At 44.3% G+C, this 26,168-nt stretch carries 28 protein-coding genes, 1 tRNA gene and 1 other RNA gene; 15 read left to right on the top strand and 15 right to left on the bottom strand.

Annotated features, from left to right (window positions below; translation table 11 throughout):
- Positions 1–16: 16 nt before the first annotated feature.
- Positions 17–868, top strand: coding sequence for a DMT family transporter (locus HW988_RS18205; protein ID WP_181605547.1), 852 nt, complete (start codon positions 17–19; stop codon positions 866–868).
- A 19-nt stretch (positions 869–887) separates the two neighbouring features.
- On the opposite strand, the gene fghA is transcribed toward HW988_RS18205, so the two are convergent.
- Positions 888–1,724, bottom strand: coding sequence for an S-formylglutathione hydrolase (gene fghA, locus HW988_RS18200; protein ID WP_181605546.1), 837 nt, complete (start codon positions 1,722–1,724; stop codon positions 888–890).
- Positions 1,725–1,732: 8 nt separating this feature from the next.
- Positions 1,733–2,842 (bottom strand): S-(hydroxymethyl)glutathione dehydrogenase/class III alcohol dehydrogenase, encoded by a 1,110-nt coding sequence (locus HW988_RS18195; protein WP_181605545.1) that lies wholly within the window; start codon positions 2,840–2,842, stop codon positions 1,733–1,735.
- A gap of 88 nt (positions 2,843–2,930) precedes the next feature.
- Here HW988_RS18195 and HW988_RS18190 point away from each other — a divergent pair, with 88 nt between their 5' ends.
- From HW988_RS18190 to HW988_RS18155, 8 genes are all read left to right on the top strand, one after another.
- Positions 2,931–3,830 carry a LysR family transcriptional regulator gene (locus HW988_RS18190; protein WP_181605544.1) on the top strand — a complete coding sequence of 300 codons (900 nt, stop codon included), beginning with the start codon at positions 2,931–2,933 and terminating at the stop codon, positions 3,828–3,830.
- Positions 3,831–4,010: 180 nt separating this feature from the next.
- A complete protein-coding gene (locus tag HW988_RS18185; protein ID WP_142701876.1) occupies positions 4,011–5,114 on the top strand; it encodes a winged helix-turn-helix domain-containing protein in 1,104 nt (367 codons plus the stop codon).
- Positions 5,115–5,125: 11 nt separating this feature from the next.
- On the top strand, positions 5,126–5,698 hold the full coding sequence (locus HW988_RS18180) for a hypothetical protein (protein ID WP_142701875.1): 573 nt from the start codon (positions 5,126–5,128) through the stop codon (positions 5,696–5,698).
- Between the two features lie 77 nt (positions 5,699–5,775).
- Positions 5,776–5,851, top strand: a tRNA-Val gene (locus HW988_RS18175).
- A 259-nt stretch (positions 5,852–6,110) separates the two neighbouring features.
- A complete protein-coding gene (locus HW988_RS18170; RefSeq protein ID WP_181605543.1) occupies positions 6,111–6,872 on the top strand; it encodes a L,D-transpeptidase in 762 nt (253 codons plus the stop codon).
- A 117-nt stretch (positions 6,873–6,989) separates the two neighbouring features.
- Positions 6,990–7,625, top strand: a complete 636-nt coding sequence (locus HW988_RS18165) for a hypothetical protein (RefSeq protein ID WP_181605542.1) — start codon at positions 6,990–6,992, stop codon at positions 7,623–7,625.
- An 80-nt stretch (positions 7,626–7,705) separates the two neighbouring features.
- The gene (locus HW988_RS18160) at positions 7,706–8,071 is read left to right on the top strand and encodes a hypothetical protein (RefSeq protein ID WP_181605541.1); all 366 of its coding nucleotides are present in this window, start codon (positions 7,706–7,708) and stop codon (positions 8,069–8,071) included.
- Positions 8,071–9,825, top strand: coding sequence for a hypothetical protein (locus tag HW988_RS18155; RefSeq protein ID WP_181605540.1), 1,755 nt, complete (start codon positions 8,071–8,073; stop codon positions 9,823–9,825). The genes HW988_RS18160 and HW988_RS18155 overlap by 1 nt, the downstream gene beginning before the upstream one ends.
- Positions 9,826–9,879: 54 nt before the next feature.
- Here HW988_RS18155 and HW988_RS18150 read toward each other — a convergent pair whose 3' ends face one another.
- The 8 genes from HW988_RS18150 to ffs form a co-directional block, all read right to left on the bottom strand.
- Positions 9,880–10,278, bottom strand: coding sequence for a hypothetical protein (locus HW988_RS18150; protein ID WP_181605539.1), 399 nt, complete (start codon positions 10,276–10,278; stop codon positions 9,880–9,882).
- Positions 10,279–10,392: 114 nt separating this feature from the next.
- Positions 10,393–10,932, bottom strand: coding sequence for a 4'-phosphopantetheinyl transferase superfamily protein (locus HW988_RS18145; protein WP_181605538.1), 540 nt, complete (start codon positions 10,930–10,932; stop codon positions 10,393–10,395).
- A gap of 21 nt (positions 10,933–10,953) precedes the next feature.
- Entirely contained in the window at positions 10,954–11,925 is a 972-nt protein-coding gene (nadA, locus tag HW988_RS18140; protein WP_255490108.1) for a quinolinate synthase NadA, read from the bottom strand.
- A 147-nt stretch (positions 11,926–12,072) separates the two neighbouring features.
- Positions 12,073–12,666 carry an ATP/GTP-binding protein gene (locus HW988_RS18135; RefSeq protein ID WP_088615854.1) on the bottom strand — a complete coding sequence of 198 codons (594 nt, stop codon included), beginning with the start codon at positions 12,664–12,666 and terminating at the stop codon, positions 12,073–12,075.
- Positions 12,666–13,280 carry a recombination mediator RecR gene (gene recR / locus HW988_RS18130; RefSeq protein ID WP_142701865.1) on the bottom strand — a complete coding sequence of 205 codons (615 nt, stop codon included), beginning with the start codon at positions 13,278–13,280 and terminating at the stop codon, positions 12,666–12,668. Before recR ends, HW988_RS18135 begins: the two co-directional genes overlap by 1 nt.
- Before the next feature lie 15 nt (positions 13,281–13,295).
- Positions 13,296–13,619: a YbaB/EbfC family nucleoid-associated protein gene (locus HW988_RS18125; protein ID WP_142701864.1), complete on the bottom strand. Its 324-nt coding sequence runs from the start codon at positions 13,617–13,619 to the stop codon at positions 13,296–13,298.
- Between the two features lie 9 nt (positions 13,620–13,628).
- Complete coding sequence (dnaX, locus tag HW988_RS18120; protein ID WP_181605537.1) at positions 13,629–15,413, bottom strand: DNA polymerase III subunit gamma/tau; 1,785 nt, start codon at positions 15,411–15,413, stop codon at positions 13,629–13,631.
- A 28-nt stretch (positions 15,414–15,441) separates the two neighbouring features.
- Positions 15,442–15,540, bottom strand: an RNA gene (gene ffs, locus HW988_RS18115) — signal recognition particle sRNA small type.
- Between the two features lie 346 nt (positions 15,541–15,886).
- Between ffs and HW988_RS18110 the strand changes: the two genes are divergently transcribed.
- Positions 15,887–16,261, top strand: coding sequence for a hypothetical protein (locus HW988_RS18110; RefSeq protein WP_181605536.1), 375 nt, complete (start codon positions 15,887–15,889; stop codon positions 16,259–16,261).
- 130 nt (positions 16,262–16,391) lie between these two features.
- Here the strand turns inward: HW988_RS18110 and HW988_RS18105 are convergent, their stop codons facing one another.
- Entirely contained in the window at positions 16,392–16,625 is a 234-nt protein-coding gene (locus HW988_RS18105) for a hypothetical protein (RefSeq protein ID WP_181605535.1), read from the bottom strand.
- Positions 16,626–16,635: 10 nt separating this feature from the next.
- Positions 16,636–17,127 carry a DUF1440 domain-containing protein gene (locus tag HW988_RS18100; RefSeq protein ID WP_181605534.1) on the bottom strand — a complete coding sequence of 164 codons (492 nt, stop codon included), beginning with the start codon at positions 17,125–17,127 and terminating at the stop codon, positions 16,636–16,638.
- A 239-nt stretch (positions 17,128–17,366) separates the two neighbouring features.
- Between HW988_RS18100 and HW988_RS18095 the strand changes: the two genes are divergently transcribed.
- The 3 genes from HW988_RS18095 (at position 17,367) to HW988_RS18085 (ending at position 20,754) form a co-directional block, all read left to right on the top strand.
- On the top strand, positions 17,367–17,903 hold the full coding sequence (locus HW988_RS18095; protein ID WP_181605533.1) for a YceI family protein: 537 nt from the start codon (positions 17,367–17,369) through the stop codon (positions 17,901–17,903).
- Positions 17,904–18,184: 281 nt separating this feature from the next.
- Positions 18,185–19,312, top strand: coding sequence for a hypothetical protein (locus HW988_RS18090; RefSeq protein WP_181605532.1), 1,128 nt, complete (start codon positions 18,185–18,187; stop codon positions 19,310–19,312).
- The gene (locus HW988_RS18085) at positions 19,309–20,754 is read left to right on the top strand and encodes a hypothetical protein (RefSeq protein ID WP_181605531.1); all 1,446 of its coding nucleotides are present in this window, start codon (positions 19,309–19,311) and stop codon (positions 20,752–20,754) included. The genes HW988_RS18090 and HW988_RS18085 overlap by 4 nt, the downstream gene beginning before the upstream one ends.
- On the opposite strand, the gene HW988_RS18080 is transcribed toward HW988_RS18085, so the two are convergent.
- Positions 20,705–22,756 carry a hypothetical protein gene (locus tag HW988_RS18080; protein WP_220128773.1) on the bottom strand — a complete coding sequence of 684 codons (2,052 nt, stop codon included), beginning with the start codon at positions 22,754–22,756 and terminating at the stop codon, positions 20,705–20,707. The genes HW988_RS18085 and HW988_RS18080 overlap by 50 nt on opposite strands.
- Positions 22,728–23,630 (bottom strand): hypothetical protein, encoded by a 903-nt coding sequence (locus HW988_RS18075; protein ID WP_181605529.1) that lies wholly within the window; start codon positions 23,628–23,630, stop codon positions 22,728–22,730. Before HW988_RS18075 ends, HW988_RS18080 begins: the two co-directional genes overlap by 29 nt.
- On the opposite strand from HW988_RS18075, the gene HW988_RS18070 reads away from it, so the two are divergent.
- The gene (locus tag HW988_RS18070; protein ID WP_255490107.1) at positions 23,599–24,366 is read left to right on the top strand and encodes an NTP transferase domain-containing protein; all 768 of its coding nucleotides are present in this window, start codon (positions 23,599–23,601) and stop codon (positions 24,364–24,366) included. The two genes, HW988_RS18075 and HW988_RS18070, sit on opposite strands and share 32 nt — an antisense overlap.
- On the top strand, positions 24,363–25,271 hold the full coding sequence (locus tag HW988_RS18065; RefSeq protein WP_181605527.1) for a hypothetical protein: 909 nt from the start codon (positions 24,363–24,365) through the stop codon (positions 25,269–25,271). The genes HW988_RS18070 and HW988_RS18065 overlap by 4 nt, the downstream gene beginning before the upstream one ends.
- Here the strand turns inward: HW988_RS18065 and HW988_RS18060 are convergent.
- Complete coding sequence (locus tag HW988_RS18060) at positions 25,252–26,157, bottom strand: NAD-dependent epimerase/dehydratase family protein (protein ID WP_181605526.1); 906 nt, start codon at positions 26,155–26,157, stop codon at positions 25,252–25,254. The genes HW988_RS18065 and HW988_RS18060 overlap by 20 nt on opposite strands.
- Positions 26,158–26,168: the final 11 nt, after the last annotated feature.

Below are 26,168 nucleotides of genomic sequence, written 5' to 3'. Positions count from 1 at the left end.
CGTATGATGGGCACCGATGAATTCAAGTGCCCTTTTACTTTTAACTTCTGCTTTTCTTCATGCCAGCTGGAACGCTATCGCGAAAACCACCAAGGATAAGGAAGCATTTCTATTTGTTGCAATGACTGTCAGCAATCTGGTCATTGCAATTTCTCTTATACTCTTTCCAGATGAATTCTCGGCCGGAAACCCAGTGGGTTGGGCAATACTCTCCGGATTGTCAGAGGGTGCATACTTTGTAACTCTTGCGTGGTCTTTAAAACAAAGTCAGCTGGGTAAAGCGTATTCTATCATGCGCGGCGGAGCGATGATTTTCGTATGGATCATATCCACAGTCTTCATGGGCGAAACAGCGTCAGCTTTACAAGCTTTGGGTGCTGTTTTCGTGTTGGGCGGAATTGTGGTGCTTAGTTTTCCAAGCCTTGGCGAAAGAAATGGAGAAACTTCTGGATGGTTCGCGAAGGTGCCCTGGGCCTGGGTTTGCGCTCTGTTCATTGGCGGATACCATTTAAGTTATCACCAGGCATTGCATCACGGGGCTGAACCCAAAAGTCTTTTTGCGGTTGCGATGGTCATCTCGTGGCCATTTCTGTGGTTTGCGATCACCGGGGAGCGAGTGAGTCGCGTGAAACACGTCGTGCGCACTGAAAGCGTTAAAGCTATCGCTGCAGGAATCGCAGCTAATATGTCGTTCGTGATATTTCTTTACGGATTAAAAGTTTCTGTGCCGGGATTTGCAATTTCACTTAGAAACGCATCCATCTTTTTTGCGGTTCTATTTTCATTTTTCTTAAAAGAATCACTGAGCCGAATTCAAATTGTTGGCGCCTTGGTGGTGGGAACAGGAGCCGTGCTTTTAAGTCTCTAAAAGCACAGCCTGATTTTCATTACGTTAAGAACTTTGCGTGGTGCTTGATGTGGTTCTCAATAAACGTCGCGATGAAATAATAACTGTGATCATACTCACCTCTGTATTTTACTTCGATATTCTGTCCCACTTCCAAGCAGGCTTTTTCCAATTGCGGGGTTAGCAACTGACCCTTTTCATAGAACTCATCTGCCAAACCCTGATCGATAAGAATGATGTTTTCATGTCTGGCACCACTGCGAACCAATTCAGTTGCATCATATTGGCTCCAAGTGGATTTATCTGAGCCCAGATAGCCAGTGAAAGCTTTTTCACCCCAAGGGCATTGTGTTGGATTCACAATCGGAGCAAAGGCCGAGATTGATTGAAACTTTGTACTTTCACGAAGACCGATCACCAGCGCTCCATGGCCACCCATGGAATGACCCATGATCGAGATTTTATTCTTCGGAATTTGAAATTGTGTCTGAATCAAATCAAATAGCTCTTCGCTAATATAAGTGAACATGCGATAGTGATTTGCATATCCTTCGGTTTTCGCATCCACGTAAAAGCTTGCTCCAGAGCCGAAATCATAAGACTCGTGCTCGCCCGGCAATTGCAGTCCACGCGGGGAGGTATCCGGGCAGATCACCATCAATTGGTGTTCTGCCAGATACTTTTGCGCGCCCGCCTTGGTGATAAAGTTCTCGTCGGTGCAGGTCAGTCCCGAAAGCCAGATCACACAACCCTTAACCAATCCCCCAGGAACGAAAGTTGAAAACTTCATTTTGGTTTTCGTCGATGTGGAATCGTGTTCCCAAAATTGAGTTTTACCTTCGAATGTCTTATGTGACTTTAGAAGTTTTACTTCCATGGCCTCTCCTACATTTTGATAACAGAACGGATGCTTTTGCCTTCATGCATATAATCAAAGGCTTTGTTGATATCTTCAAGTGGCATTTCGAAAGTCACCATGTCATCGATGTTGATCGCACCAGACATGTATTGATCAACATATCCTGGAAGTTCAGTACGGCCTTTTACTCCACCAAATGCAGAACCTTTCCATACACGGCCCGTCACCAGTTGGAAGGGACGGGTAGAGATCTCTTGTCCTGCGCCCGCCACGCCGATAATGATCGATTGACCCCAGCCGCGGTGGGCACACTCAAGAGCTGCACGCATAAGTGCCGTGCTACCAACACACTCAAACGAATAATCAACGCCCCACTCAGTCATTTCCACGATCACTTGCTGAATTGGTTTGTCGAATTTGTTGGGATTTACGAAATCAGTGGCACCGAATTTTTCGGCCATTTCTCTTTTTGCATCGTTGATGTCGATCGCGATAATACGGGAGGCTCCCGCCATTTTCGCCCCTTGAATAACGGAAAGGCCTATACCGCCCAAACCGAAAACGGCAACGGTTGCGCCTTTTTCAACTTTAGCTGTATTCAGAACTGCACCGATACCTGTTGTTACTCCGCAACCAAGCAGGCAAACCTTTTCCAAAGGAGCCGCGGGATTTACTTTCGCCAAAGCGATTTCCGGAACTACGGTGTATTCAGCAAATGTTGAACAACCCATATAGTGATGAATCATTTTTCCGTCTTTGGAAAAACGAGAAGTTCCATCCGGCATCAAGCCTTTACCTTGGGTCGCACGAATGCGAACGCACAAATTAGTTTTGCCAGAAAGACAGAATTTACATTCTCTGCACTCAGGAGTGTAAAGCGGGATCACGTGATCACCTTTTTTAAGAGTCGTGACACCTTCACCAACGGCTTCAACTATACCGCCACCTTCGTGACCCAGGATCACCGGGAAAAGACCCTCTGGGTCAGCTCCTGATAGCGTGAACGCGTCCGTGTGACAAACTCCTGTTGCCACGACCTTAACTAATACTTCACCCTTTTTAGGTGCTTCTAACTCAACCTCTTCAATAGACAGAGGGGCTCCGGCTTTCCATGCAACAGCGGCTTTGACTTTCATACTGACTCCTTGGGTGTATTGAATGAAGGAATTATAAGGAGATACCGCTTTCTTGACTAGGCAACAAAAGGAACAATACTGTTTCTGTATGGAAACAATAAAGTCGCTCCAAGGAATCATTTCGTTTGTCAAAGTTGCCGATGTGGGAAGCTTTTCCAAAGCGGCGGAGATTTTGAACGTTTCAAAATCCCACATCAGTAAAAACATCCGCCAGTTAGAGGCCGACTTGGGAATCGCGCTATTTGTTCGTTCGACTCGCAAAGTGCAGCTGACTCATCTCGGGGAAAGATTTCTAGAAACATGTCGCGAGTCTTTAAGAAGTCTGGATTCGGCAAAGCAGGAAATTTTGGATTTATCAGACACTCCTCGTGGAACCTTGCGAGTGACGTTGGCTGGAATTTTCGGTGAAGACTATATTGCGCCTGTGGTGATTGAAATGGCCAAGCGCTATCCGGATTTGAAAGTCGAACTTAATTTCTCCTCGCGAATTGTGGATTTAATTGAGGAAAAGTTCGATGTCGCGATTCGTATCGGACACCTTGAGAACTCTTCATTAATGGCGCAAAAAATTGCCTCTCGTTTTGAATATATTGTTTGTTCCAAAAGTTATCTGGCATCAGCTCCTCCCCTGAAAGAGCCTCAGGACTTGATTCATCACAACTGTATTGGCGAGCGCAGCTCGTGGAGTTTCAGAAAGCGGGGAAAAAGTTTTCAGGTTCCAATTTCAGGAAATTTCAAAAGCAATAACCCCAGAGTCATGCAAAAGGCTGCCCTGGCGGGTTTGGGAATCGCTCGTCTTCCGGGTTCCTATGCTTTTGAGGAGATCAAACGCGGGCGCCTGGTTTCGGTTTTGGAAAGTTTTAACGAAGGAAAAAAAGACATTTGGGCGGTAACGCCGATCCGTCACAAACAAAACATTAACGTGAAAGTCTTTATCCAAGAGGTTAAGAAGCATCTTTCCGACGATTATGGACACGTATTATTCTAAATAATTCCCACATGTTGCGGTGAGTAAACATAGTTGTGGTAAGGGCTTAGGATTACATTACTGAAATCAATTCTCACTATGCCTACTTTTTGAGCAACGTCTCGCATCCTTCATTGACGATATCCTGACAATCTGACAAAACCTGTCCTTTCTTAAAAAAACTTGGAGTTTTAATTTCTTATGAGTCAATTCGATCGCACCTATGAGCTCGGCAAGCTTTATAGCGATCGTGGAGAGTTCGGTCCCGCAGCGGATCACCTTCGCGAAGCTAGTGAAGGCTATTTCGCTGAAAAGAACTTCTCTCAATATCTCAAGTGCCAAAACTTGTTGTTGCGTATTTTTGCCGAACGCGAACAAACAGAAGAAATCAACAAAACTAAGGAAAAACTCCAAGACCTGGTTTTGAATGAGGGCTTCGAACTAAACTCTAAAACTTACTACACTCTTGCTGTCTGCGCGTCTTACAAAGGCCAAACTGAAGTGGCTTTGGATTACGTACAAAAAGCGCTTGCGATCGCGCTTGCTTCTGACAACAAAGAGGACATCTGCAACGCCATCTTCGGTCTTGCGATGGTTTACTCTGCTCCAGGTGTTGCACGTTATGCTGACGCCTTGAAAGAGATCTACAACCTTGAGGTGTTCTTCCAGGTTTACAATCTTCCTGATTTGAAAATTTCATCTTTGATCTTGAACGGTAACATCCTTGCGCAAATGAAAAAGCACGAGGAAGCTGTGACGGTATTGTGGAAAGCCTACGATGCTCTTAAAGAGACTCGTAATGTGGTTTCTGCTTCTTACCTGATGATCCAATTGGGTGATGTGTATTTCGAAATGGGCGATAAAGATTTGGCTCGCGTTTATTTGGCGTTGGCTCAAAAATCTATCGACTCCGAAAATCACGTTCGCCTAGCTAAGATCGCTCAGTTCTACGCTTCGAAAATCGGCGCGGATTCTCAGCACAGCTATGACCTTGTATTCGACGAAGTTAACCATGCGGTGACTGAGCGTAAATTGGGTCGTATCGATTTCAAAAATCAATTTATCCTTTTGGATCTATTGCGTCTGTTCGTTCAGAACCAAGGCACAATCTATTCTAAGGAATTCCTGGTCGAAAATGTTTGGAAGCAGCCATATGATCCTGCGATCCATGACAATAAGATTTACGTGACGATCAAACGTCTTCGTAAATTGATCGAACCGGATTACGAGAAACCAAAATATATTTTTAGAGCCAAAAACGGCTATTACATGAATAAAGCTGCTCGAGTACATTTCGAGCACTAGTAGGGGTTTTCATGTTACGTCATATTTTTTTAGCAGCTCTGTTGATCTTTTCCAGTGTAAGTCATGCGCAGACTTCGTCTTACCACGCACATGCTTGGGATTACGACGAAGGAAGCATCATGCCGACTGGAGACAATCGTCCGGTCCCATGGCCTTGGACATTGGCGCAACCATTCCCTTGGGATGATATCCAAGGTTTGTGGAAGGTCGAACAGGATAACTATGTATCTTACTTCGCATTTAAAGTTGTGAAGCAAGCAAGCGGTGGTCGCCAGCTTCTGGTCAGACAAATCGATGGGGAAACTCGTCGTGTGTTGGCCGAAGGCCCGGGTTTCGAAAGAGACAACATCGTGTTTGCGCAAATGACTAGCTGTGGTGGTGCTACGTACCGTCTGAAGCTAACATCATTTAAACGTGAAGATTCTCCTCAACCACCGGTTATGGGTAATCTATACACGGGTTCCGTGATGGTATTGTCGATGAGTGATTTAGGCGACAAGAGCGCTTATTATATCGCCCATTTGCAGCTGACGAAGGTTTCTTCGCGTTTTCGCTTCACGCAAGATACTTGCCTGTCGCACTAACGGGAATTTTTAAAAAAGTTAAAAAAGATATTGCAAAGTTCGAAGGACGCAGATAAACATAGGTCCTTCTTACCGATAGGGAGTTAGCTCAGTTGGTAGAGCGCCACCCTTACAAGGTGGATGTCGCAGGTTCGAATCCTGTACTCCCTACCAATCTTCTAAAAGATTGGCCTATCGAAAAATTACCGCCCACAAGGCGGTTTTTTTATGCCCAAAATCTGCCCTATATAAACCAATCGCTCACATCATGTGTCCGTCCTTGGATTAAATACTTATAATTTTCTGTCTACAAAGTATGGAGGAATGCTTCATTTCTCGAAAACTAATGCATTCCCTCGTCTCCTAAGTTATCTGACTCCATCGGAATTCGCGAGGGGTGCGAAGTTCCAGAACGTACTTGTTAGGAGTGATCATGAAATTGTTGTTGGCAGCGCTTTTGGCGTCCACTTTCTCTGTAGCTGCATTCGCGCAGTCCTTCCCGGAAGAAACACCGTTGAAACTTTCTAAACGTGAAGAAGCTGAAAAACGTTTGATGGTTGAAGATGCTTATGAAGCTCCCAAGGGCCAATTGTTTTTCGAAGACGCTTACTTGGCGGGTGATACTGACTATAACGACTATACGAACATCATCGTGATCAATAAAAAAGCTCGCGGTAATGGCGCTCAAACTCTTCGCCTTTACACAAATCGCCGCTTGGTTCTGACAACGCCAATTTCTTCTGGAACTGAAGAGGTGGAATACATCGGTAAATTCAAAGGCGTGATCAACGGAATCTTCAAAGGTTCTCGTAATTCACACTGGAGACACACAACTCGTGGTTTCTATTCTGTGAAACGCGTTTATGACTATAACTATCGTTCCGGTGAATCTAAATTCCAAATGCCATACGCAATGTTCTTTAACGATGCTCGTGGCTTGGCAGTTCACCAAGTACCTCCAGATATCTCTGGTGGCGAAGCAAACGGTGTAGCGGCTTTAGGTCAACGCGCTTCCTCTGGTTGCGTGCGTGTTAAGTCTGGTCAAATCAACATCATCCACGATGCCGTTGTTAGAGCTGACAAAGGCCAAATGCCAGTTATCGATACTAAAACAGGTCGCCAAATGGTTGATCAATACGGTAAGCCACAAACTAAAGTGGGCTACCGCTCTCTAGTGATCGTGGAAGAGTACTAATACCGACTTGACCCTAACTCTTAAGGGAAATAAAAAGGCTGAACCTATGGGTTTGGCCTTTTTTCATTTATAGGCCTTCCGGCTTAGCCGGAATAGGATGTCCTTGTTGGAGCATTTATGACTTTGAACGAACTTGTGAAAATTAATGATGAACAACGTGATCACCAATGGGAAATCGATTTCTTCATGGCGATCACTTCCGGCAAAGTAAAGTTGATGCTTGATGCTCCTCAACAGGGACCGGATGGTTGGCCGTACATGCTGGCAGAAACTTCTCCGGATGCGACAGAGCCTGCAAACAAAATCATGCAATGGGCAGCACTTAAAGGTGTGGGCTTGGCGGTAAATCCGCAAAAAAATTATCCTGATTACGTGTTCACTTACGGCATGCTTTGGCACTTCAAAGAAACTGGGTTGTTCTATCGCACGGCTGATGAAGCCCCAGTTGGTGTTGTGGAAATGGAAAAAGGCCAAGGTCTTCACGCGGGCGAGCCAGCGCCTTCTTATCTTCCGCAATACGTTCGTAACATTATCAAAGAGTTCCTGCGTGACCAGGCTGTTATGCGCCCACGCATTTTGGTGATGAGCCAGGACCGCAAGCACTATGATTTGGCATTCTCTTTGGAATCACTGGGAAATCCTTCAGAAAAAGAACATCAAGGAATTGCAGAAGCCATCAGCTGGTTCCTGCCTCCGCACTATTCCATCGTTCTTGTTTCTGAAATGGGTTTACCAAAATTCACTGATCTTTAAGCTAGGCTAAGGGCGAGCTGGACCGGCTCGTCCTTACAATTGTTCCCTCGTAGATTATCATATTTAAAAGGGAATAATTCATGCTGAGATATCTCGGTGCTCTGGCTATTTTTCTGAGCGCTTCCACATCTTTATCAAACAATACACTTACGCCACCGGCGGAGATTAATTATTCCGTTTATTCCAAAGAGTATCCCAGCGAAAAGCTCAGTGGGCCTGTTAATAAATCTTTAAGAGATCATCAGGTGATTCCTCCGGGTGAACGCGATGATCTGATTGATAAAGCAGGTCTTACAAAATTCTTCAAAAATAAAAGTCACTATGATCGCGACATGTTTGTTTTGCGCGCGCAAAATAGCGGTGCGAAAGCTTTTGCGAAAAAATATCCGGCCCTGCCTAAAAAGCAATTAGCGAAATTCCAAATGCTCATCAAGGAGCCGCGCTAATGCATAAATGCTTGTTAGCCGCAGTTGTCGCCATCTTGTCGTTTTCCGCCCAGGCTCATGCAGATATTTTGTTTTTGGATCTTAATGGAAATCCCAAAGAGATCGAAGCTGCGAAAGCTGCGGCAGCAAAGCGTGGGGAAAAGGTCATCGTGATTCCTGAAGTGACCAAAGAAATGATGGCAAAGCAGGTAAAGTTCAAGGAGCTAACGCAAAAAGCTAATGAACAGTTTCTGAAAAAAGGCTGCTCCGTTGGCACCGCTAAAACTGAAGCTTGTGCGACAGTTTCAAAGAATCTTAACGACGCCATGGCAAAAGAAAATCAATTCCGTCAGGAAAATGAACTCAATGCCAACACGCTGGAAAAAAGCATCGCAGAGCTGCAGAAAAAAGGCGTGCAGCTTTCTTCGATGGTGGTTTCAGGCCATGACGGCAACGGACACTTTGCGGGCAGATTTGGTGATCTGACTGATAAAGATCTTTCCGATGCTTTTACAAAAAATCCACCAATGGGTGATAGTATTCGGTCCCTGGCCTTATGGGGTTGTTATACTGCGAACATCAGCAGCCTTAGTTTGTATTGGAAAAAATCTTTTCCCAAAGTGGAAGTCGTTGTCGGTTTTGACAGACAAGGTCCCTTGGGAAATAGTCCAGCAAATTGGGCCTTGCTAAAAGACTTCCTGTCGAAAGAAAAAGACCTTGTGCAGATCAAGGACGAAAACGAACTGCAAAAAGCCTTAAAAGGTTTGGATGGTGTCAGAATCACTGACGCCGCCATCTGTGTGGGTGGTAAGTTTTCCAGTAAAAAGCTTGCGATGGATTTAGCGAATGTTCAGTCCATGTGCGAAAGTGCCTACCTGAAAGACGCAAAAATTTATACTTGTTATCTGAATGCCGAAGAAGGGTGCGCAAATCCTCCGGCAAATACTTCAGACAGTGATCTGCGCAGATTTTATGAAAAGCTGCAGGATTATGCTCATTGTAAGGAAGTCCTGCCCCCAGAACAACAAGTGGGAGTACCTTCGCCAGACACAATGATTCGCCTGATCCATTATGCCGACATAAAAAAGAATTTCGTGCAGAATTTTTCCCGTGAAATTGCAGATTACAATAAACTTCTGGATAAAGTCGGTGCCCCCGGTGAACTTCACTGGGGAGACATTCAAAAGATGACTCGTGCCGAGGTTTTGGCAAAGTTGAATGCGACGGCAAAGTATTTGAACGATAAGACAGACGAAGACTCCGCACTAAAACCAGAGTTTATGGCGCTGAAAAACTTTTTAAACTTAGGTATTCAGCCAGTGCTGGGAGATCTGAATGTGCCCTTCACATGGGTTGACACGGGGGCGGGGCCCAGTGAGGGCATGAAAAACGGAATGGTGACGGCTTCCCCGGCAAATGTAATTCGTGTGCGCCGGGATTATGAAAATGACCGGGCGACAAGATTGATGAACGAAAAGATCGAATCCGTGCTTAAAACCAGCAGCGCTACGAAATCTCAGATGGAAGCGATTGGCGCGCGGGAAAAAGAGCTCCAAAGACAAATGGAAGCGGGCGCCAATTTCCGCGATATCATGGGGCCAGCACAACAAATTGACGAAGATAAACAAAAGCTTCGTCAAAGTAACTGGAAGATCATTTCGATTGAGCTCGAGCAATATAAGCAGCAGTTAAAATCAGAAAACTACGCCAGTGCCGAAGGCCAAAAGATATTCAATGCCAAGCTCGACGAGCTGGTAAACAGTTACGCCAAATAAAAAAGGAATCCGGTCGGATTCCCTTTTTAGTCTCATAGGCATTAGAAACAGAAACTATTCTTCGTCCATCTCTCCAGGAGCCGGCAAAAGATCCATCAGGCATTCTCTCCAATATTCTGGAGCATCTTCACTGTAATCTACAGCGATGTGGAAACCTTTTTTACCCAATAGTTTTGTTCTTTTAATAACACCTGAAATTTCCAGGTTCATTTCGTCCAGATGCATAAAGACTCTATCGCCGATCAATACATCCAACGTCAGATTTTTTCTAAGCGCCGTGGGAATCAGATCTTCTCTTTTTACTAAAAGCAGCAGACCTGATGAAGATGCTTCCACGATTTCGCAGTTTTTTGCGATCTTGGCGAAATCATCCAGTGAAGTCATATACGACACATGAATCGGTGTGACTTCCTTACGGGGAGCGATCCGTTTATTTGCAGCTGTGTTTCCCATTTATACCTACCTTGCCCTAATGAAACTTGCCTATGAGCTCCTGCAAAGTCAGATAAGGTTTCTCTTCGTCTGACATTGCAGGTTATTAAACTCTTCGGCAAGACCGGACCAAAGTTAAAGGTTCACGCAGTAAAAACCAAAACTAAATTTCTGCTCCTGGAAACACACGCCAGCTCCGGCAGACGGGGCTTGGTGTTCAGAGTAATTTAGCAGAGTGAATGTCTCATACTGGGATGTGATTTTTTGCCAATCCCCTACAGAAAATTCTGAAAGGACCGAGGGCTGGCGGAAGGGGCGAAGGGCTTTAAAGCACGCTTCTTTGGCTGTCCATAGGCTGGCAGCGCTGGGGGCGGACTCGTACTCTCCGGGCTTGGCTATGCGCTTTGCGATGGGTTCGGAAACACGGTGAGTGTTCTCGACATCTACGCCTATCGCATGGGATGAAATCATCAACACTCCCATGCCTTGGGTATGAGCGATACTTGAATGCAGGGGAGTATTGGAATTCAGAATGATCTGATCGCGATGCGAGTGAATCAATTTTCGGTGATCGGGATTCTCACTGCCCCAGTCAGCGTAAGCAAAGACCTGTAAGTCGGGGCAGTTCAGATGTTTTCGTAAAGACTCTAACTTGTGATTGTCGATGATCAGCATGTCAGAGTCCTTGGGTGAAGATTAAAGAGTGAATTCAGCAGGCCAAGTAACGGCTTTACCGCTGGTGATATCCATCATGCGATCCAAAGATGTTTTTGCTTCCAGGCGCAAGGCTTCTGGCAAATTCACTTCGGGTTTGAACGTTTCAAGCGCGCGTTTGATTTTTTCCATGTTGTTCATTTTCATGTAAGGGCAGTCATTGCATTTACAGCCTTCATCAACAACCGGAGCTTGAATGAACGTGGCATCAGGACGGCGTTTTTGCATTTGGTGGAAAATGCCAGTCTCAGTCGCGACGATAAATTTCTTGTGAGGATTCGCAGATACGGAGTCCAACAAGTGTTGAGTTGAACCAATCACGTTGGCGTAAGCCAAAACGGAATCATCACACTCAGGGTGGGCCAGGATCAAAGCATCTGGATGTTCTTGAATAAGAGCGGCCAAGCGGTTCGCATTGAACAACACGTGGACTTCGCATGAACCATTCCAGAACTCCATTTCGCGGCCCAATTTTTTAGACAGCCAACGACCCAAGTGTTGATCCGGTCCGAACAAGATCTTGCGATCTTTAGGAATTGCGTTCACGATTTGCTGGGCGTTGGAGGAAGTAATGATCACATCTGAAATGGATTTAACTTCAGCAGAGGAATTGATGTAAGTCACCGCGATACCATCGCGATGTTGTTGGCGCCAAGCTAAGTATTTATCGTAAGGAGCACCCTTAACCAAAGAGCATGTTGCTTCCAGCTCAGGAACCAAAACTGTTTTAGTCGGGTTCATGATCTTTACGGATTCAGCCATGAACACAACGCCCGCAAGCAAGATTACTTGCTCTTTTACTTCTTGGCCCTTTTTAGCCAAAAAGAAGCTGTCGCCGACATAATCTGCTACGTCTTGGATTTCACCATCTTCGTAATAGTGAGCCAGAACAACGGCGTTCTTCTCTTTTTTCAGTCTTTGAATTTCAGCAGCAACATCATAACTCATAGTCATTACCTCGCGCCTTTGCGATAAACGCCTAACGTAATAGGACATTGTACGCCAAATAGGTGCGACATCCTATAGCACAGCAGTGCCTAGGTCGTAACTGGAAAATGAAAGCGAATTGAAGTTACAATTGGGCTCAAAAGAGGGCTCTGATTACAGAGTCGTGCCACCTTTAAGAACGTTGATAATGGATTTGGAAGCGGTCTTTAACGACTCAAATACGCCACGGCCTTCGGAAGCACAGCCTTCGATTTCAGGGGCATTGTAAGGGTTTAAAGCGCTTCTCATCTCAGCCAAAGACGCCACATTCGGAAGGTCGCGCTTATTGTACTGCATGATCAATGGGATTTCTTTGATGTCGTAACCTTGTTGTTCAAGGTTCGTTTCCAAATTGCGAAGGGATTCCAAGTTTTCGTCCATACGCTCGATCTGAGAGTCAGCGACGAAGATAACCCCGTCCAGGCCTTTAAGGATCAACTTACGGGAAGCATCGTAAACAACTTGGCCCGGAACTGTGTAAAGGTGGAAGCGAGTTTTGAAACCGCGGATTTCCCCCACGTTCAGTGGCAGGAAGTCAAAAAACAGCGTGCGCTCGATGTCCGTATTCAATGCCACCAGCTTGGATTTTTGATCCTCAGCCGTTTTCTGATAAACCCACTGAATGTTCGTCGTCTTACCACCCAATGATGGGCCGTAATACACGACTTTGCAGTGAATCTCTTTGGCATTGTAGTTAATAAAGGACATTACAGCTCCACTCTATTTTGCAGGGCACGACCCATAGTTCTATCATCTACGAAATCGATGTCGCTGCCAATAGGAACTCCATGGGCAATGCGAGAAAGTTTCAATCCTTTACCCTGCAACTGTTTAGCAAGGTACAAAATCGTCGTATCGCCTTCAAGATCTGCGTCCAATGCAAGGATGATCTCCTTAATCACGGGGCCGTCACCGCGCAAACCTGCGTCCACTCGGTCGATCAATTCATGGATTTTGAGTTCTTTAGGACCGATGCCTTCCAGTGGAGAGATCGCACCATGCAAAACATGGTAACGGCCTCTAAAAGCACCAGAAGATTCGATGCGCATGATATCGGAAGGCTCCTCAACCACGCAGATAGCTTCATCCAAACGGTGTGCATCTTTGCAATAACGGCAAATATCAGCATCCGTAAAGTTAAAGCATTGGGGGCAGTCGTGAACTTCTGCGCGCACACGAAGAAGAGCTTCACTTAAACGCTCTGGAAATTCACTCTCAGACTTAAGAATGAAATAGGCCAAACGTTGAGCAGTCTTCGGCCCGATACCAGGCAGACGGCTCATTTCGTGGACTAATTTTTCAAGAGCGGTGATGTGAAGCAAGGGATCTCCGTTTTATTAGAACATTCCTGGAATGTTCATGCCGCCAGTGATTTTTTCCATTTCTTTGGAAGAGATATCACGAGCTTTTTTAACTGCTTCGTTAGTTGCAGTCATGATCATGTCTTGAAGCATTTCAACGTCGCCGTCTTTCATAACGTCTGCGCTGATTTTCAAATCAGTGATCATGTGGTCGCCGTTAACTTTAACTGTTACAGCGCCGCCGCCAGAAGTTGCTTCGTACTCAGCCTTAGCAAGTTCCTCTTGGGCCTTTTTCATTTTCATTTGCATTTGGTTAGCTTGCTTCATCAAAGCAGCCATTCCGCCTGGAAGACCTTTCATAAGTTCTCCTTACTTTTTAGGCGCGTTGTCGCGCTTTAGTTCTACGATGTTTTTAATCTGACCCTGGAATGCTTCCTGGGCTGCTTTAACCATCGGGTTGTTAGTGATCTTGTTGCGGATTTCATCTTCAGCCAACTGCACTTTTTTCTGTTGCAGAGCCTGAGCCGATTCGCCCGTTTGATCACCCTTCATCAATACTTCAAAAGAATACCCAGCGCCCCAGTACGAATCAATAAATCCTTGAAGCTTTTTACGCACCTGAGTATCGGCCATTTGATCTTTCAGGAATACCAACTTGGTTGGAACTCCCAAGGTCAAAAGTTTGCCTTCTTCTTTCACGAACAGAAGATTTTCAATTTTTGCCGCAAACAAAGCATCATCCTGGCGCAGCAATTCAACAAAACTCATCCAACGTTCTTGTGCATTTGCACCTGTCGCAAGTTTTGGAACTTGTGGTTTTGCTTCCTCAACAGGAGCAGGTGCCGGCGTTGCTGGTTTGTTATCAGAAGTTTTCTTTGTGGGTTGCTCGAAAGTCGCCTTCATTTTTTCCAAACCCGACGGAACTTCGGGAACGGATTGGGATTCTTTCAGTCGCTGGTGGCCTGGAACGGGTGGAGCTACCGGCGGAACGTAGGGCCTGGCCCCACCTGCGCTGTGAGAAGCTTGGGGACCATTCGCCAGCAAAGTCTTAAGGTCCGCAAGTTTCGGCGCAGACGCCATGCGAAGCAAAATCACCTCAAGCACAATGCGAGGATCTTGAGCGCGCGGAATATCACTGCCACCTTTCAACGCCATGTCGAAGAGCATGTGAATGTCTTCTTCAGAAAGGCGTTGAGACAAATCATTCAAGGCCTGCAATTCAGTGTCAGGCATTTCCAGAATCTGGGCGGCTTGAGTTTCAGAGACTTTAACCAAAAGCAAGTTACGGATCATTTCCAACAAGTCTTGAGAGAATAAATGCGGTTCAAAGCCCGCTGTGGAAATTTTCTCGATCACCTTCAAAATATCAAGAGTGTTACGCTCCACCAATGCTGTCAGTGTTTCAAACAACAACGCGCGATCAGTAAGGCCCAAAATCTCGACAACATTCGTGCGAGTCAGGGGGCCATTGGCGAAAGTGATTACTTGATCCAACAGACTTTGCGAGTCACGCATGGACCCGTCACCCTGGCGAGCGATAACCCAAAGAGCTTCCTCTTCAGCTTGCACACCTTCCTGGTCACAGATCAGTTTCAAACGTTCTGTGATTTGACGAGTGGTGATTCTGCGGAAATCGAAACGTTGGCAACGAGACAAAATCGTTTGCGGGATTTTGTGAACCTCTGTTGTTGCCATGATAAAGATCACGTGACCTGGCGGCTCTTCCAAAGTTTTTAGAAGGGCGTTGAAGGCACTTGTCGAAAGCATGTGAACTTCGTCGATGATATAAACTTTGTATTTTCCGCTGGTCGGCATGAACGCCACGGTCTCACGAAGTTCACGAATGGAATCGACACCATTGTTAGAAGCTCCGTCGATTTCCATAACGTCGACGCTGTTACCACCTGCGATCTCACGGCAAGAGTCACACTCGTTGCACGGAACAAAGTTCACCGCATTTGGACAGCGCAAAGCTTTAGCCAAAATACGAGCGGATGAAGTTTTACCAGTACCACGGGGACCTGTGAAAAGAAGTGCATGAGGAAGGCGGTTGTTTTTAAGCGCGTTCGCCAGCGTTTGGGTAATATGATTCTGTCCGACAACGTCAGTGAAAGATTGGGGACGCCATTTGCGTGCAATCACCTGATAAGACAAAACATTCTCCGAACTGCTTAAACAAAAAAGTGGCCGAGCACCCCACATCACATAGCCCCTCGAGTGCCGTTGCTTCCTTCCGGACCTAGCGGGATTCGTCAAGGGAACCATTGCATGGGACCCGGCCATGGATTGGTCTATCCTACTGGGGGTTTCGTTACATGCGATAACTCGTCGTCCCATTGCGGAATTATCCGAATGAAATCCTCTCCCAACCGACCCGGGCTTCCTGCCCTTGCCGCTTCCCCTTCGGGGAGGGTCTTCCAGACCCCGCGGAGGTCGTTTGTGAGAGGATTTCATTCGGATAATTCCGCAATGGCTCGAAGTTCCGTGTAAGAATTGGTTGGATAGGCCGGATCCCTGGAGAAATTGGACTTCGACTTCGCGCGTTGTCTGGTTTGTGGGTGCGGTGGTGTTAAGTCTTTTTTGTTTCTGGGGGACTGGGTAGGATTTTGGGATTGGAGGAAATCTTTATGAAATTTGGTTTGGGACTTTTGGTTTCGCTTTTGGTTTCTGTTTCTTTTGCACAGTCTATTGGGGTTAAGGATATTCCGGCGGAGGAAGGGGAGACTACTATTTCTGTTAAGAAGGGGTCTTCATCTGCTGAGAACAAATTTGAGATTACTTCTGGTGAGGATGATGTTGAGGGTGATGAGGCTACTTTGATTAAAGAAGCTCGTGCCAATTGGAAGAAGGCTTGTACCGAGTGGAAGAAAGAGTTGAAAGAGCTTAACAAGGACAATCGCATTCTTACAATGAATTGCGGGAAAATGGTTTGTTCAACTGAAGGTGTTGAGAGCGTGTGTCGCTCGAAAGCAGCCTACAAACTTAAAATTCAAGTTAAATAGTTCAAAAGGTAGTTCAAAAGGTACGGACACACTTTCTCCACGGCGTGGAGTGGGCAATAGGCACGGCCTTACTTTGTGTAAAAATATATTTGATTGCTTAAAAGCCAAATTCATTTCGAGTTTGGCTTTTTTAATTTTTACGTGATCTGAAAATATCCCAGAAGCTGGTTTTTTTCTTCTGAGTTAATAGTTTGGTGGTAAATGGTGGAGGCTCGTTGCTGTCATTCCGAGATTCGTTGATGTATTCCTCCGCGGGGCCGTCGGGTGTGTGATTTTGTTTTGGGCGGCTGTTGTGCTTTTCCGCTCTTATTAGTTCTTGTGGAGCATTTCTTTTAACTTGTTCCCGGTGTTGTGAGTTTTTCATTTTCCCTCCGTTACGAACGGCGTCTGGCGTCCAGCATTTGTGTACCTTTTCTTTTCAAGGTGTCTTCGGCGATTGCTAAGCTGACTCCCCAAACCACGTGCGTCCCAATCATCATTAGTTTTCGTTGCGGGCTCATGTGTCTTCCTTGGGGTTGTAGTTTCAATGCAGGGATAAGTCCGTAGTAACTTGCAGCCCAGACTCCTAGTCCGAAAAGCCCGCCTTTCAAAGCGGCGTTACCTGGAACTTTGGATGCCAGCAATGCATAGGCAATTCCGCAGACGGCTCCGTATCCAAAGTGGTTTATCATTGTGGCTTCCTGTTGCATTTCCGAGTTGGTCTTATGAGTCAGGTGCAATTTATCGGTCAGCGATCTTGTGATTTGTGCGGGTGGCAGAGGTTTCCTCTCGCGAAGAGCTAACCTTTTAAAAGATTCGAACAGCGTAAAGGTCATCGCACTCGTTGCCATGGTGCTTGCCCAAAAGCCTCTAAATAGGACATTCATAAAATTCTCCTTTCAGAGTCTGATATCGATTTCATTTTACTCTCTTTTTAAAAGACGAAATGACGGAGGGGCGAGGTTTGCCCGAATACAATGCACAAGGGCTACATAAGTCTGGGGCGGATTTTTGGGAGGGGGTACACAATTGCAACAATGATTTGCGATACAGTCCTCTGCCGCGACAATCTTTTTTGGACGATAGTTAGGGAGTAGCAAATAACTTAAGTCTTTAGGAGGACACTATGACTACAGCAAAATTCCAAATCGACCCTTCACACTCCAGCGCAAACTTTTCCATCAAACACATGATGATCGCCAAAGTTCATGGTGGCTTCGAAAAAATCAGTGGAACTCTTTCCCTTGATTCTTCAGACATCACCAAATCTGTGGTGGAGGCAAGTATTGAGGCTGCAAGTATCAATACTCGCGAAGCTCAACGTGATGCCCATTTGAAAAGCGCTGACTTCTTTGACGTAGAGAAATTTCCAACGATCACTTTTAAATCTAAAAAGGTCGAACGCGTAGGCGAGGATGAACTTAAAGTAACCGGTGACCTGACTATTCGTGATGTGACTAAGGAAGTTGTTCTAGAGGTTGAAGGACCTTCCGCAGAACATACGGACCCATGGGGTAATACTAAAATCGGACTTTCCGCAAAAACCAAAATCAAACGTAAAGATTTCGGACTGAATTGGAATGCTGCCCTTGAAGCCGGGGGTGTTTTGGTCGGCGACGATGTGACTATCAGCCTTGATATTCAGTTCGCTAAAAATAAATAGCGGTCAAAATTCAAAGTCAGAATTCAAGAACAGCAGCCCTAGCTTTAGGGGCTGCTGTTCTTTTTTTTCCCTTGTAATAATCACGTCTTATTGTTCGTTTGTTGTCTGGGAAACACCCACAAAATATACTCTTTTTCATACATCATACGAATAGTGGAAGAACCTGTGTTTTAGTCTGATACGTAAATATTTAAGTATTTACTTCAATGATTTCAAGTGTTCTCATAAATACAGAGCTCAGTTTATGGAGTCATTTATCTAGGTCGTTCTGAGGGGATTCGATGAGCATAGTGCAGGTATTGGTTGGATTTGGACTAGCAACTATCCTTGGCTTGGTATTAGCCGAGATGGGGGTCAATTCCAGCAAACAGGGAGCTCAAATTCGTGCATCTATGGAGCGCGCCGCGATTGTTCAATCCCTTCAATCAATTATATCTAATTCAAAGGTCTGTAAAACATCTGTCAACTTCGCAGTCTTTGGTCCTGAGGTTCCAGTGCCGGCCTCCGAAGCAACAAATTTCTCAAAGTCTGTAAGAGTTGGTTTTTTTCTCGATAAGAACACTGGAACTCCACCAAATGGCAGAAATGTTCCCGTAATGGAAGGTCAGGAAGTAAAAGGCTTTTCGCTCACTACAGAATGGATTCGTGCATTCGATCCTCAGTTAGTTGATGCACCAGAGTTGCTTCCGCCAAAAAAGTTATATGTCGCTACAGTTAAAATGAAATTCAGGCAGACATCAACTCTGAACAAAGGAGCTATTGATCTGCGACCCATCGAAGTGGGTAAGGTGTTCTTTATTACCAGTAATGCCATGCCTTCTGGTACTATCGAAGAGTGTTATGGAAATAATGCCGGAGCCTACGTCTGTCCCGATGATCAAATTCAAATCGTAGATAATGGTTATTGGAAATGTGTTCCAATAAAAGATGCGATTGGAAAAGCTTGTAGCGGCGGAAGCCAGATGGTTAAAACTGGCTCAGCGGGTGGCACGGCAGATTGCCAAACGTTTTACAAGATGGCTAACGGCTGCGAAGGTGCCGGTTCTGCTACAGTAGATGCAAGCTGCCAGTCGCGCTCATGTACAGTGACGACTTCTTCAGGTGGAGGCAGTAATCACATTCCTGTAACAATTCCAGCAATTAATGTTCGTGCGCAAACGGTCCCGGGGACTTCGTTTACGATTGTCACATCATCAGGTTCTGGTTCTGGCACATCGCCCACTGGTGGAAGTAGCCAAACAATCACAATTCCTTCACGAAATATTGACGCATACACTATTCCTGCAACGACGGTTTATGTCGATGTTCCGGCTGGGGGGTCCGTCTCTACATCAACGAAGTATTATAGGTGTGATGGTTCAGTTTGTGACCAAGGCAGTTCGTTACCTTGCCCCAATAACAAGCTATGAATTCAGTGCGCTTTAAAGAGCTGAAGCCCCTTACCATCATAATACTCGTGTATGGACTACTCTGTTACATCGCGGTAGTCGCTCGTGCATACCAGATTATTCGATTTCCTTATACAATCGACTACGGCGAATCAACAATTCTATATCAAGTCAAAATATTAGTTGAAGGCCGGTATCCATACTCAAAAGCTGCGGCAGACGTTGCGAACTATTTTTCCTACACACCGATATTTCAGTCGTTGATTGGTGTTATCAGCACGGATCCCATTGTCTGGCTTAAAGAAGCAAGATTGATTAATACAGCTTCGATTCTTTTAGTTGGCGCTTTAATTTCAAAAATTTACGTGGACTCCCATAGAGGAACCGCAAAATTTACGGATTGGGCCTTACCCTTCCTGCTTTGGTTTTCATGGTATCCGGTTTTTAACTGGACAGCGATGGGAAGGCTAGATGGCTTGGCGTTGTTATTTCAAATGTCAGGGCTTTACTACTATCTACAAAATTCGAGCAAAGCAAAATTTCAGGCAATGATTTGCTTCCTGCTAGCGATTTTCACAAAACAGACTGCTCTGTGGGTTCCGTGTGCTTTGTTTGCTATTGATTTGAAAAATAAAAGAATGGATCGCTCCTGGCTCAGTTTAGTTGTAGGAGTAGTCGTTGGATTCTTATGTCTAGATTATTTCAGTGAACACACTTTGTGGGCACACTTATTTGGATCAAATAATAACCGTTATGAATGGGTTTTTCTTTGGGACGCAATTAAAGCTAACGGAGTATTTCACTTAGGTATCTTGGTGATTGCACTTGTTGGAGTATGGAAATTGAAATCTGAAGGTTTTGACCTTCTTATCATTTTTTTAGGATTGTTTGCCCTTCCTTATGTTTTTGGTATGGGGAGAGAGGGGAGCGGATCTAACTTTTTACTGGAGCTTTGTGTTGTTTTGACATTTCTGACTCTTCGAGGGATTGCAATCCTGAATAAATCTGTATTGGTGTCATTTGTCGCAGGTATTATTGTGATTTTGACCTGTTGGCAAAACTTTAAATACCGAACCTATTTTCTAAATGATCCAGGCGCTCCCGTCTTTGTAACTGCTTGGTCAGATGAAGTTAAAGACGCAACAGAGACTGTAATAGAGAAAATTAAGAATACTGATGGCCCTATCTGGGCAGAAAATCCGTCTCTCCTGATCTTTGCCGGAAAAGATGTAACGTTCTTTCCTTTTGAATTCAAACAAGCAATTGCTAGGGGAAAGCTTGATGAGTTCTTATTAGTTCGGGAAGTTGAATGGAAAAACATCAGTCTAATTGTTTTGGATAGAAATCCCTATATCCCGCCTGTCTCAAGAATTTCGGAGGGCGTCTTGCAGGCGATTGGCGCCAATTATAAGCCTATTTATCAGAATGACTACTTTTTGCTGACGTCACCACAAGAGCTATAAGACCGCTAGTAACGGACAACGCGGTTATCACATATGCAAACCACATTATCCAAGTGCGCTCATAGTAGAGATGGACGGTCTCAGAGCCTTGAATAATTACTCCGGACTTTGACTGTACTGGCACTAAGCCTTTGCTTTTGCCCGTGTCATATTTTAGACCTGGGAAATATTGAAGTGAAACATGGTACTCAGCCAAGTGCACCGGAAGATTAAGCACGTAGTTTCCAGAGAAATTACGATGAATAGAGGGAAGGTTAATTTCATCTATTCGGCCATCATCATTGGGATTAGCCTCGCATCGTTCTGTAATTGCATCGATTGTTGTTTCAGAGTTTCGTCTATCTACAGGCTTCACAATTGCGGTATCACGATTAATATATCTATTTTGAATCATAGCGCTAAACTTCAGTTGGCCCGATGGCGCTTCTAATGAATTCAATAAGTCGTCGTAACAAGAAAGAAATTTCTTTCGCTCTGGAATTCCAAGCTCAAAGTATTTCAATAAAGTCTCTTTGGGTGGCATCCATATTTCTGAAACGGATGTGATGTTCATTAGAGATTTGAAGGCACATTTAAAAAATTCACAGGATTTTGTTTCGAATGTCTTTTCGCCCATTCCCTCTAAAACGGTCGGCGGGCCCATGAGTTTATAAATAACTGAAGAAATCAGCTTATTAGCTTGAGCGCTTTCCCAATAGAGGCCCTTAACGAAGAATAGTCTTTGCTCGTTTATTCGAGTATTAATTTCGGCAGCGAAATCTACCGGTCTTCCAATTCCAAAAAAATATGTTCGACCTTTGCCAAAATCGCTTTGGCTAGGAGGTGAAATACTTTCGAACTCGGGGATATAGGCTGTGAAGATATCTGCAGCATAAAAGTGTCCTCCAAAATTTCCAAACCAAGCCAGGCTGAATATTCCAGTCAGCATTACCTTCTTCCATTTTGCGTGAGCTTCATTCAAAAAAAATGCTACTGCAAACAATGATAACAACAATGACGGATAGAGAAGACGATAGTAGTGAAAGTTGGGATAAGGAAAATTGAATTTGTTTAAAATTTTGGCTAGACCAATAAATGAAACCAATAGCAGAGCAGAGAATGACAAATGATAAGAAAAATTCTTGGATTTAAATAGGAGAAATAGGACAGCTACCATGCTGAGCCAAAATCCGGTTTTGAATGGCATGGCTACTTGAGTAATCATAAAGTCTTTGTAGATATAAAGTGGAACGATAAAAAAGGCTGTTAGTCCGAAGCAGATAATTCCTATTTTCAACAGATTTTTGAAGTCTCGATCAAACGCCATTTTAACTGTACAGAGTAGAACAATAACCAATCCAAAAATGAAATGTGAAAGAATCGACAGTGAGATTAAAAAAGCGGTTCTTATGTGGTTTTTCTTCGTGAGCGATAGTATTGCAAGGACTAGAAATCCTGCGGATAAAAACTGATTTGTTAGGCCCGTGACGAATATGTCTTGAAAGCTTAATCCTTGATAAAAGATGGTCTTCGGCATTTTGTAAAAGTTAAGCGAAGATCCCAAATTCATGTTCTGAGAATATATATTTATAAAGAGGGACCAACTGATGAAAACTAGCAAAAAGACTTTTGCCGCAATACTCGCAAAATGTTTCGAGACCTTATAGACCGAATATATAAAGAAACTAAAGATAATAAAGACGAAAGTACTATAAATTAATCGGTGGTTTAAGCTTCCGTTAAAAATGAACTGGCTGAGTTTTAGATAAACTGCCAGAAGAATATCGTGCAGTGGGGGGTAAAAAAGATTTTGTACGCCACCCAAGAAATAGTGGTCATTGTACCCGTGAATTCCAACTTCCAGAAAATCTAACCCGCTGGCATAACGACCACCGCCGTCTAAAGAATACAGAATGTCATGAAGGTAAAGGACGATCGCAGCGACTATGCAATTAAGGAAAATTAGTTTCTCGAAGTGCTTTACTATGAAAGACTTAATGCCATTCAATTTTGCGAGCTGCATGGCCACTGCTTTCGGTGAATGGTTTTTCCAGGGATTTTTCCACAGCGACGACGTTCATTCTTTTTGAAAGGCCGCAGGTCTTCGTGGCAAATACATGGGGAAGATTTGCCGTCTGGCTTTTCGCCTTCCAACTCTCTTGCAGTAAATTCTTGAAAACAGAGTGTTGGCCTTGCTTCCAGGCATTTGCTGCTTGATGAGCCAGATCCTTTTGAATCTTTAAAGAGTTCAGTTCTGGTAAGTCGGTCTCACCTAAGCTGACGGCTGAAGATTCCATGATAAAGAAAGATAAATCTAACTCGTTCAGGAAATTACCATCCAGAGTACGGTGGATGATTTCAGAGCCTGGATTCTTGGAAAGATGGTGAGCACCCTGATACAGACACGGATAGAAATCCTGAAAACCACCAAAGATGCTCAGTGTGTCTCGCTCTATCGAATGAGCCGTGTCCAGAATCTGTTTATCGTCCCAATTCAGATTCATATAATTTAGACAAGCCTTTAAAACCGCGATTAAATGCGCGGAACTTCCGCCCAAGCCGGTCTGCGGTGCAAATTCAGAGTATGTCTTAATATGAAGTCCGCCACCCAGCGATGTCACAAGATCTGCAAAATTATTCAGAACAGCCAGGCTGATACGAAATTCATCTCTGGAAATCAACACCATCTCTGGAAGTTTATCGATCTGAACCTGCGTTTTGTAATCATTGGTCTCAATAAAAATGTGTGGACTTTGGATTTTTCGAATTTCACAATGAGAGAAGGCTTTAAACGAAGCATTGATAATTTCGGTTCCATGTTTGTTGGTAAAAAAAGGCAGATCTGTTCCGCCTCCAATTAAACCTATGCGATATGGAATACTCGATTTAAATACCATTCAGGGAAATGCTACTTTGGTAAATTCGGAATTGGAATCAAAAACTTTAGTTCTCTTGGCTGGAGGCATGGCCTCGCGGCTAAACAGTTTTTTGAATTCCGAAAGCCAAGTGAAATGCCTGACCGAATTCTCAGGCCGAGTATTTTTAGATTATTTATTGGCGCAAGGGCACTCGGCAGGGATTGAACATGTCATCATTTTGGGTGGGCCAAATCGGGAGATCATTGAAAATGCAGTTGGCAAATTGAACTACCCAATGCACTTCTCCTTTCCGGAAGAGAAAACTCGCTTGGGAACAGGGGGAGCGTTGACTTTGACCGCTCCTTATCTGCAAGAAAAGTATTTTATCTTATCTAATGCCGATACTTATTTTTCAGAGAATCCCTTTGAGCTCGTAAAGTCGCAATCAACCGCGAATAAAGACGCTGTTTTCTTTATGCGCAATTTTGAAACAAAGCCCGCATTTCACGATATTTCCGAACAAAAGGCACATGCTTGGCCGGATCTCTATCAGACGCATTCTTATACCTACACGGGATTGTCGGTTTTGAGTTCTGAAATCGTACATAACTGGCATAAGCTGGGTTTGCCGATGTCTTGTTCCTATGAAAAAGAAGTTTTTAATAAAATCAAAACTCGCGCAAAGTTTACGGCTTATCCATTTGCTGAAATAGATTTTGGAACCGAGTCGGGCTTTAAGCACCTTCAAAGTATCTTCAATAAGGAAGCGGTATGAACGAATACCATTTTCAAAGAAAGAAGTTCTTTGACGAAGCTATTTCTGGTACCGGATTTAGATCGCAAGCTCCATTGACAGCAAGCTTTGGCATTCCTAGTCACCTGTTTTTGAAATTGCAGATTCAGGTTCAGGAATACTTAAAAGCCTCATGTGGAGCGAATGAGTTTCATGAAGACGACTTGCAAAAAGCGCTGACTGAATTACCTGCCAAAGCCAAAAACATCAGTACCTCGGGAATCGTAATTCCCAAATCCTATTGCGATCACAAATTCACCGAAGTCCACCAAACGATTGCGGAAATCTTAGAACAATCCCAAATTGCACATGCTGTGGAGTTTTGGATATATCCATTTAATATCCGATTGAAAGGAATTGATCAGGGGGCTGGTTCACGGGCTTATCCCACAGAACTTCCTCACTCTGAAACTTGGGTGGGGTGTTCTTTGCGCTCAGTCCTATTGCATATTCCCATTTTGGGCGACCTTTCGAATAACCTTCTGAAAGTATGGATGCCAGGGGCAAAGTTTGAATCAGCCTGGTTGAAACCTCTTTCCAGTTATCACGAAGCTCAAGATCTTATTCAAGACAGCACAGAATTAGACGTCAATAATATCGCGGGCAATATGTTGATGGTGGATTCTTCGTTGCTGCATGGAACTCATCGCGCAGAGAGCGCAGGCTCCAGAGTTTCTATTGATCTAAACGTTGTTTTGAAAACCTATGATCAGAATATCTATAAAGATGACCTGAATCTTTTGGTGGAACGTCAAAAGCTGTCCAATGAGCAGTTCTTTGAAATTGGAAAGTCTTTGCGTGTTTCTTCGCCAGACGGAGAGGACGATATATTCAATCCTCCAGATGGCATGCGCCATCCGGCAAATATTAAACTAGTAAAGATCTGATTCCATCTTTAAGCGTTGTGCGTGCTTTCCAGCCCAGTGCATTCGCAGTCGAAGTATCCAAATACTTATGAGCAGCCCCAGCTAAGCCATTGTTCTTATAATTAAGATTCCCTTTGTAATCTACGGTTTCTCGAATCAGCTCAGCCAAGGAGCTGATCGAAACAACTTCTCCGCTGGCCACGTTGATAACTGGTTTAGGAGATGCGTGATTTAAAATCATCAAAGTCGCTTCGGCCAGATCATCTGAATACAGAAAGTCCCTTTTATTTTTGCCGTCGCCCCAGATTTGGATGTCCTTCTGATTGGTTTTTACTGCAACCAACATGCGGTGAATTAAAGAAGGAATCACATGGGAGTTTTCTGATGCAGACTTTATTGCCAGGCCATAGACGTTACTTGGAATGATCGAAATAAATTCGGTCTTGTGTTGCTGATTAAAGGCTTGTGCCATCATCAGTGCATTTAGTTTCGCATAAGCAAAATATTTGCTGGATTCTTCAATGTGCCCTGAGCCGATGGACTCTTCTTTATAGGGAAGTTCGGCAGTCAGTGGATAAACGCAAGACGGGATGAATTGCAAAAGTCGTTTTGTTTCGGCTTTAAATGCAGATTGCAGGACATTGACGGTCATCAAGGTATTTTCGACCGAGAAAGTACTTGGATTGTTAATGTTGGCATAGATTCCGCCACTTTTGCCTGCGGCATGAATGACATGTGTAGGTTTGTGGGTTTGAAAGTATCTATCGACGGCAAAGGAATCACGTAAATCCAACTCATACGAAGATGGAGATACTATCTCAAATGACTTTAGGTCAGTGAGTTTTCTAAAGATCGCGCTGCCAATTAATCCGGAGCTTCCCAGTAGCAATAATTTCTTATTTACCATAGTTAATTTAG

Source organism: Bdellovibrio sp. KM01 (assembly GCF_013752535.1).
Classification (GTDB): Bacteria; Bdellovibrionota; Bdellovibrionia; order Bdellovibrionales; family Bdellovibrionaceae; genus Bdellovibrio.
The sequence above is the reverse complement of the archived record's forward strand: the minus strand, read 5'-3'. Positions and strand labels throughout refer to the sequence as shown.

Coding starts and splice junctions, on each gene's coding strand:
- HW988_RS18205 (WP_181605547.1), top strand. CDS start 17: ATGAATTCAAGTGCCCTTTTACTTTTAACTTCTGCTTTTCTTCATGCC.
- fghA (WP_181605546.1), bottom strand. CDS start 1,724: ATGGAAGTAAAACTTCTAAAGTCACATAAGACATTCGAAGGTAAAACT.
- HW988_RS18195 (WP_181605545.1), bottom strand. CDS start 2,842: ATGAAAGTCAAAGCCGCTGTTGCATGGAAAGCCGGAGCCCCTCTGTCT.
- HW988_RS18190 (WP_181605544.1), top strand. CDS start 2,931: ATGGAAACAATAAAGTCGCTCCAAGGAATCATTTCGTTTGTCAAAGTT.
- HW988_RS18185 (WP_142701876.1), top strand. CDS start 4,011: ATGAGTCAATTCGATCGCACCTATGAGCTCGGCAAGCTTTATAGCGAT.
- HW988_RS18180 (WP_142701875.1), top strand. CDS start 5,126: ATGTTACGTCATATTTTTTTAGCAGCTCTGTTGATCTTTTCCAGTGTA.
- HW988_RS18170 (WP_181605543.1), top strand. CDS start 6,111: ATGAAATTGTTGTTGGCAGCGCTTTTGGCGTCCACTTTCTCTGTAGCT.
- HW988_RS18165 (WP_181605542.1), top strand. CDS start 6,990: ATGACTTTGAACGAACTTGTGAAAATTAATGATGAACAACGTGATCAC.
- HW988_RS18160 (WP_181605541.1), top strand. CDS start 7,706: ATGCTGAGATATCTCGGTGCTCTGGCTATTTTTCTGAGCGCTTCCACA.
- HW988_RS18155 (WP_181605540.1), top strand. CDS start 8,071: ATGCATAAATGCTTGTTAGCCGCAGTTGTCGCCATCTTGTCGTTTTCC.
- HW988_RS18150 (WP_181605539.1), bottom strand. CDS start 10,278: ATGGGAAACACAGCTGCAAATAAACGGATCGCTCCCCGTAAGGAAGTC.
- HW988_RS18145 (WP_181605538.1), bottom strand. CDS start 10,932: ATGCTGATCATCGACAATCACAAGTTAGAGTCTTTACGAAAACATCTG.
- nadA (WP_255490108.1), bottom strand. CDS start 11,925: ATGACTATGAGTTATGATGTTGCTGCTGAAATTCAAAGACTGAAAAAA.
- HW988_RS18135 (WP_088615854.1), bottom strand. CDS start 12,666: ATGTCCTTTATTAACTACAATGCCAAAGAGATTCACTGCAAAGTCGTG.
- HW988_RS18125 (WP_142701864.1), bottom strand. CDS start 13,619: ATGAAAGGTCTTCCAGGCGGAATGGCTGCTTTGATGAAGCAAGCTAAC.
- HW988_RS18110 (WP_181605536.1), top strand. CDS start 15,887: ATGAAATTTGGTTTGGGACTTTTGGTTTCGCTTTTGGTTTCTGTTTCT.
- HW988_RS18105 (WP_181605535.1), bottom strand. CDS start 16,625: ATGAAAAACTCACAACACCGGGAACAAGTTAAAAGAAATGCTCCACAA.
- HW988_RS18100 (WP_181605534.1), bottom strand. CDS start 17,127: ATGAATGTCCTATTTAGAGGCTTTTGGGCAAGCACCATGGCAACGAGT.
- HW988_RS18095 (WP_181605533.1), top strand. CDS start 17,367: ATGACTACAGCAAAATTCCAAATCGACCCTTCACACTCCAGCGCAAAC.
- HW988_RS18090 (WP_181605532.1), top strand. CDS start 18,185: ATGAGCATAGTGCAGGTATTGGTTGGATTTGGACTAGCAACTATCCTT.
- HW988_RS18085 (WP_181605531.1), top strand. CDS start 19,309: ATGAATTCAGTGCGCTTTAAAGAGCTGAAGCCCCTTACCATCATAATA.
- HW988_RS18080 (WP_220128773.1), bottom strand. CDS start 22,756: ATGCAGCTCGCAAAATTGAATGGCATTAAGTCTTTCATAGTAAAGCAC.
- HW988_RS18070 (WP_255490107.1), top strand. CDS start 23,599: ATGCGATATGGAATACTCGATTTAAATACCATTCAGGGAAATGCTACT.
- HW988_RS18075 (WP_181605529.1), bottom strand. CDS start 23,630: ATGGTATTTAAATCGAGTATTCCATATCGCATAGGTTTAATTGGAGGC.
- HW988_RS18065 (WP_181605527.1), top strand. CDS start 24,363: ATGAACGAATACCATTTTCAAAGAAAGAAGTTCTTTGACGAAGCTATT.
- HW988_RS18060 (WP_181605526.1), bottom strand. CDS start 26,157: ATGGTAAATAAGAAATTATTGCTACTGGGAAGCTCCGGATTAATTGGC.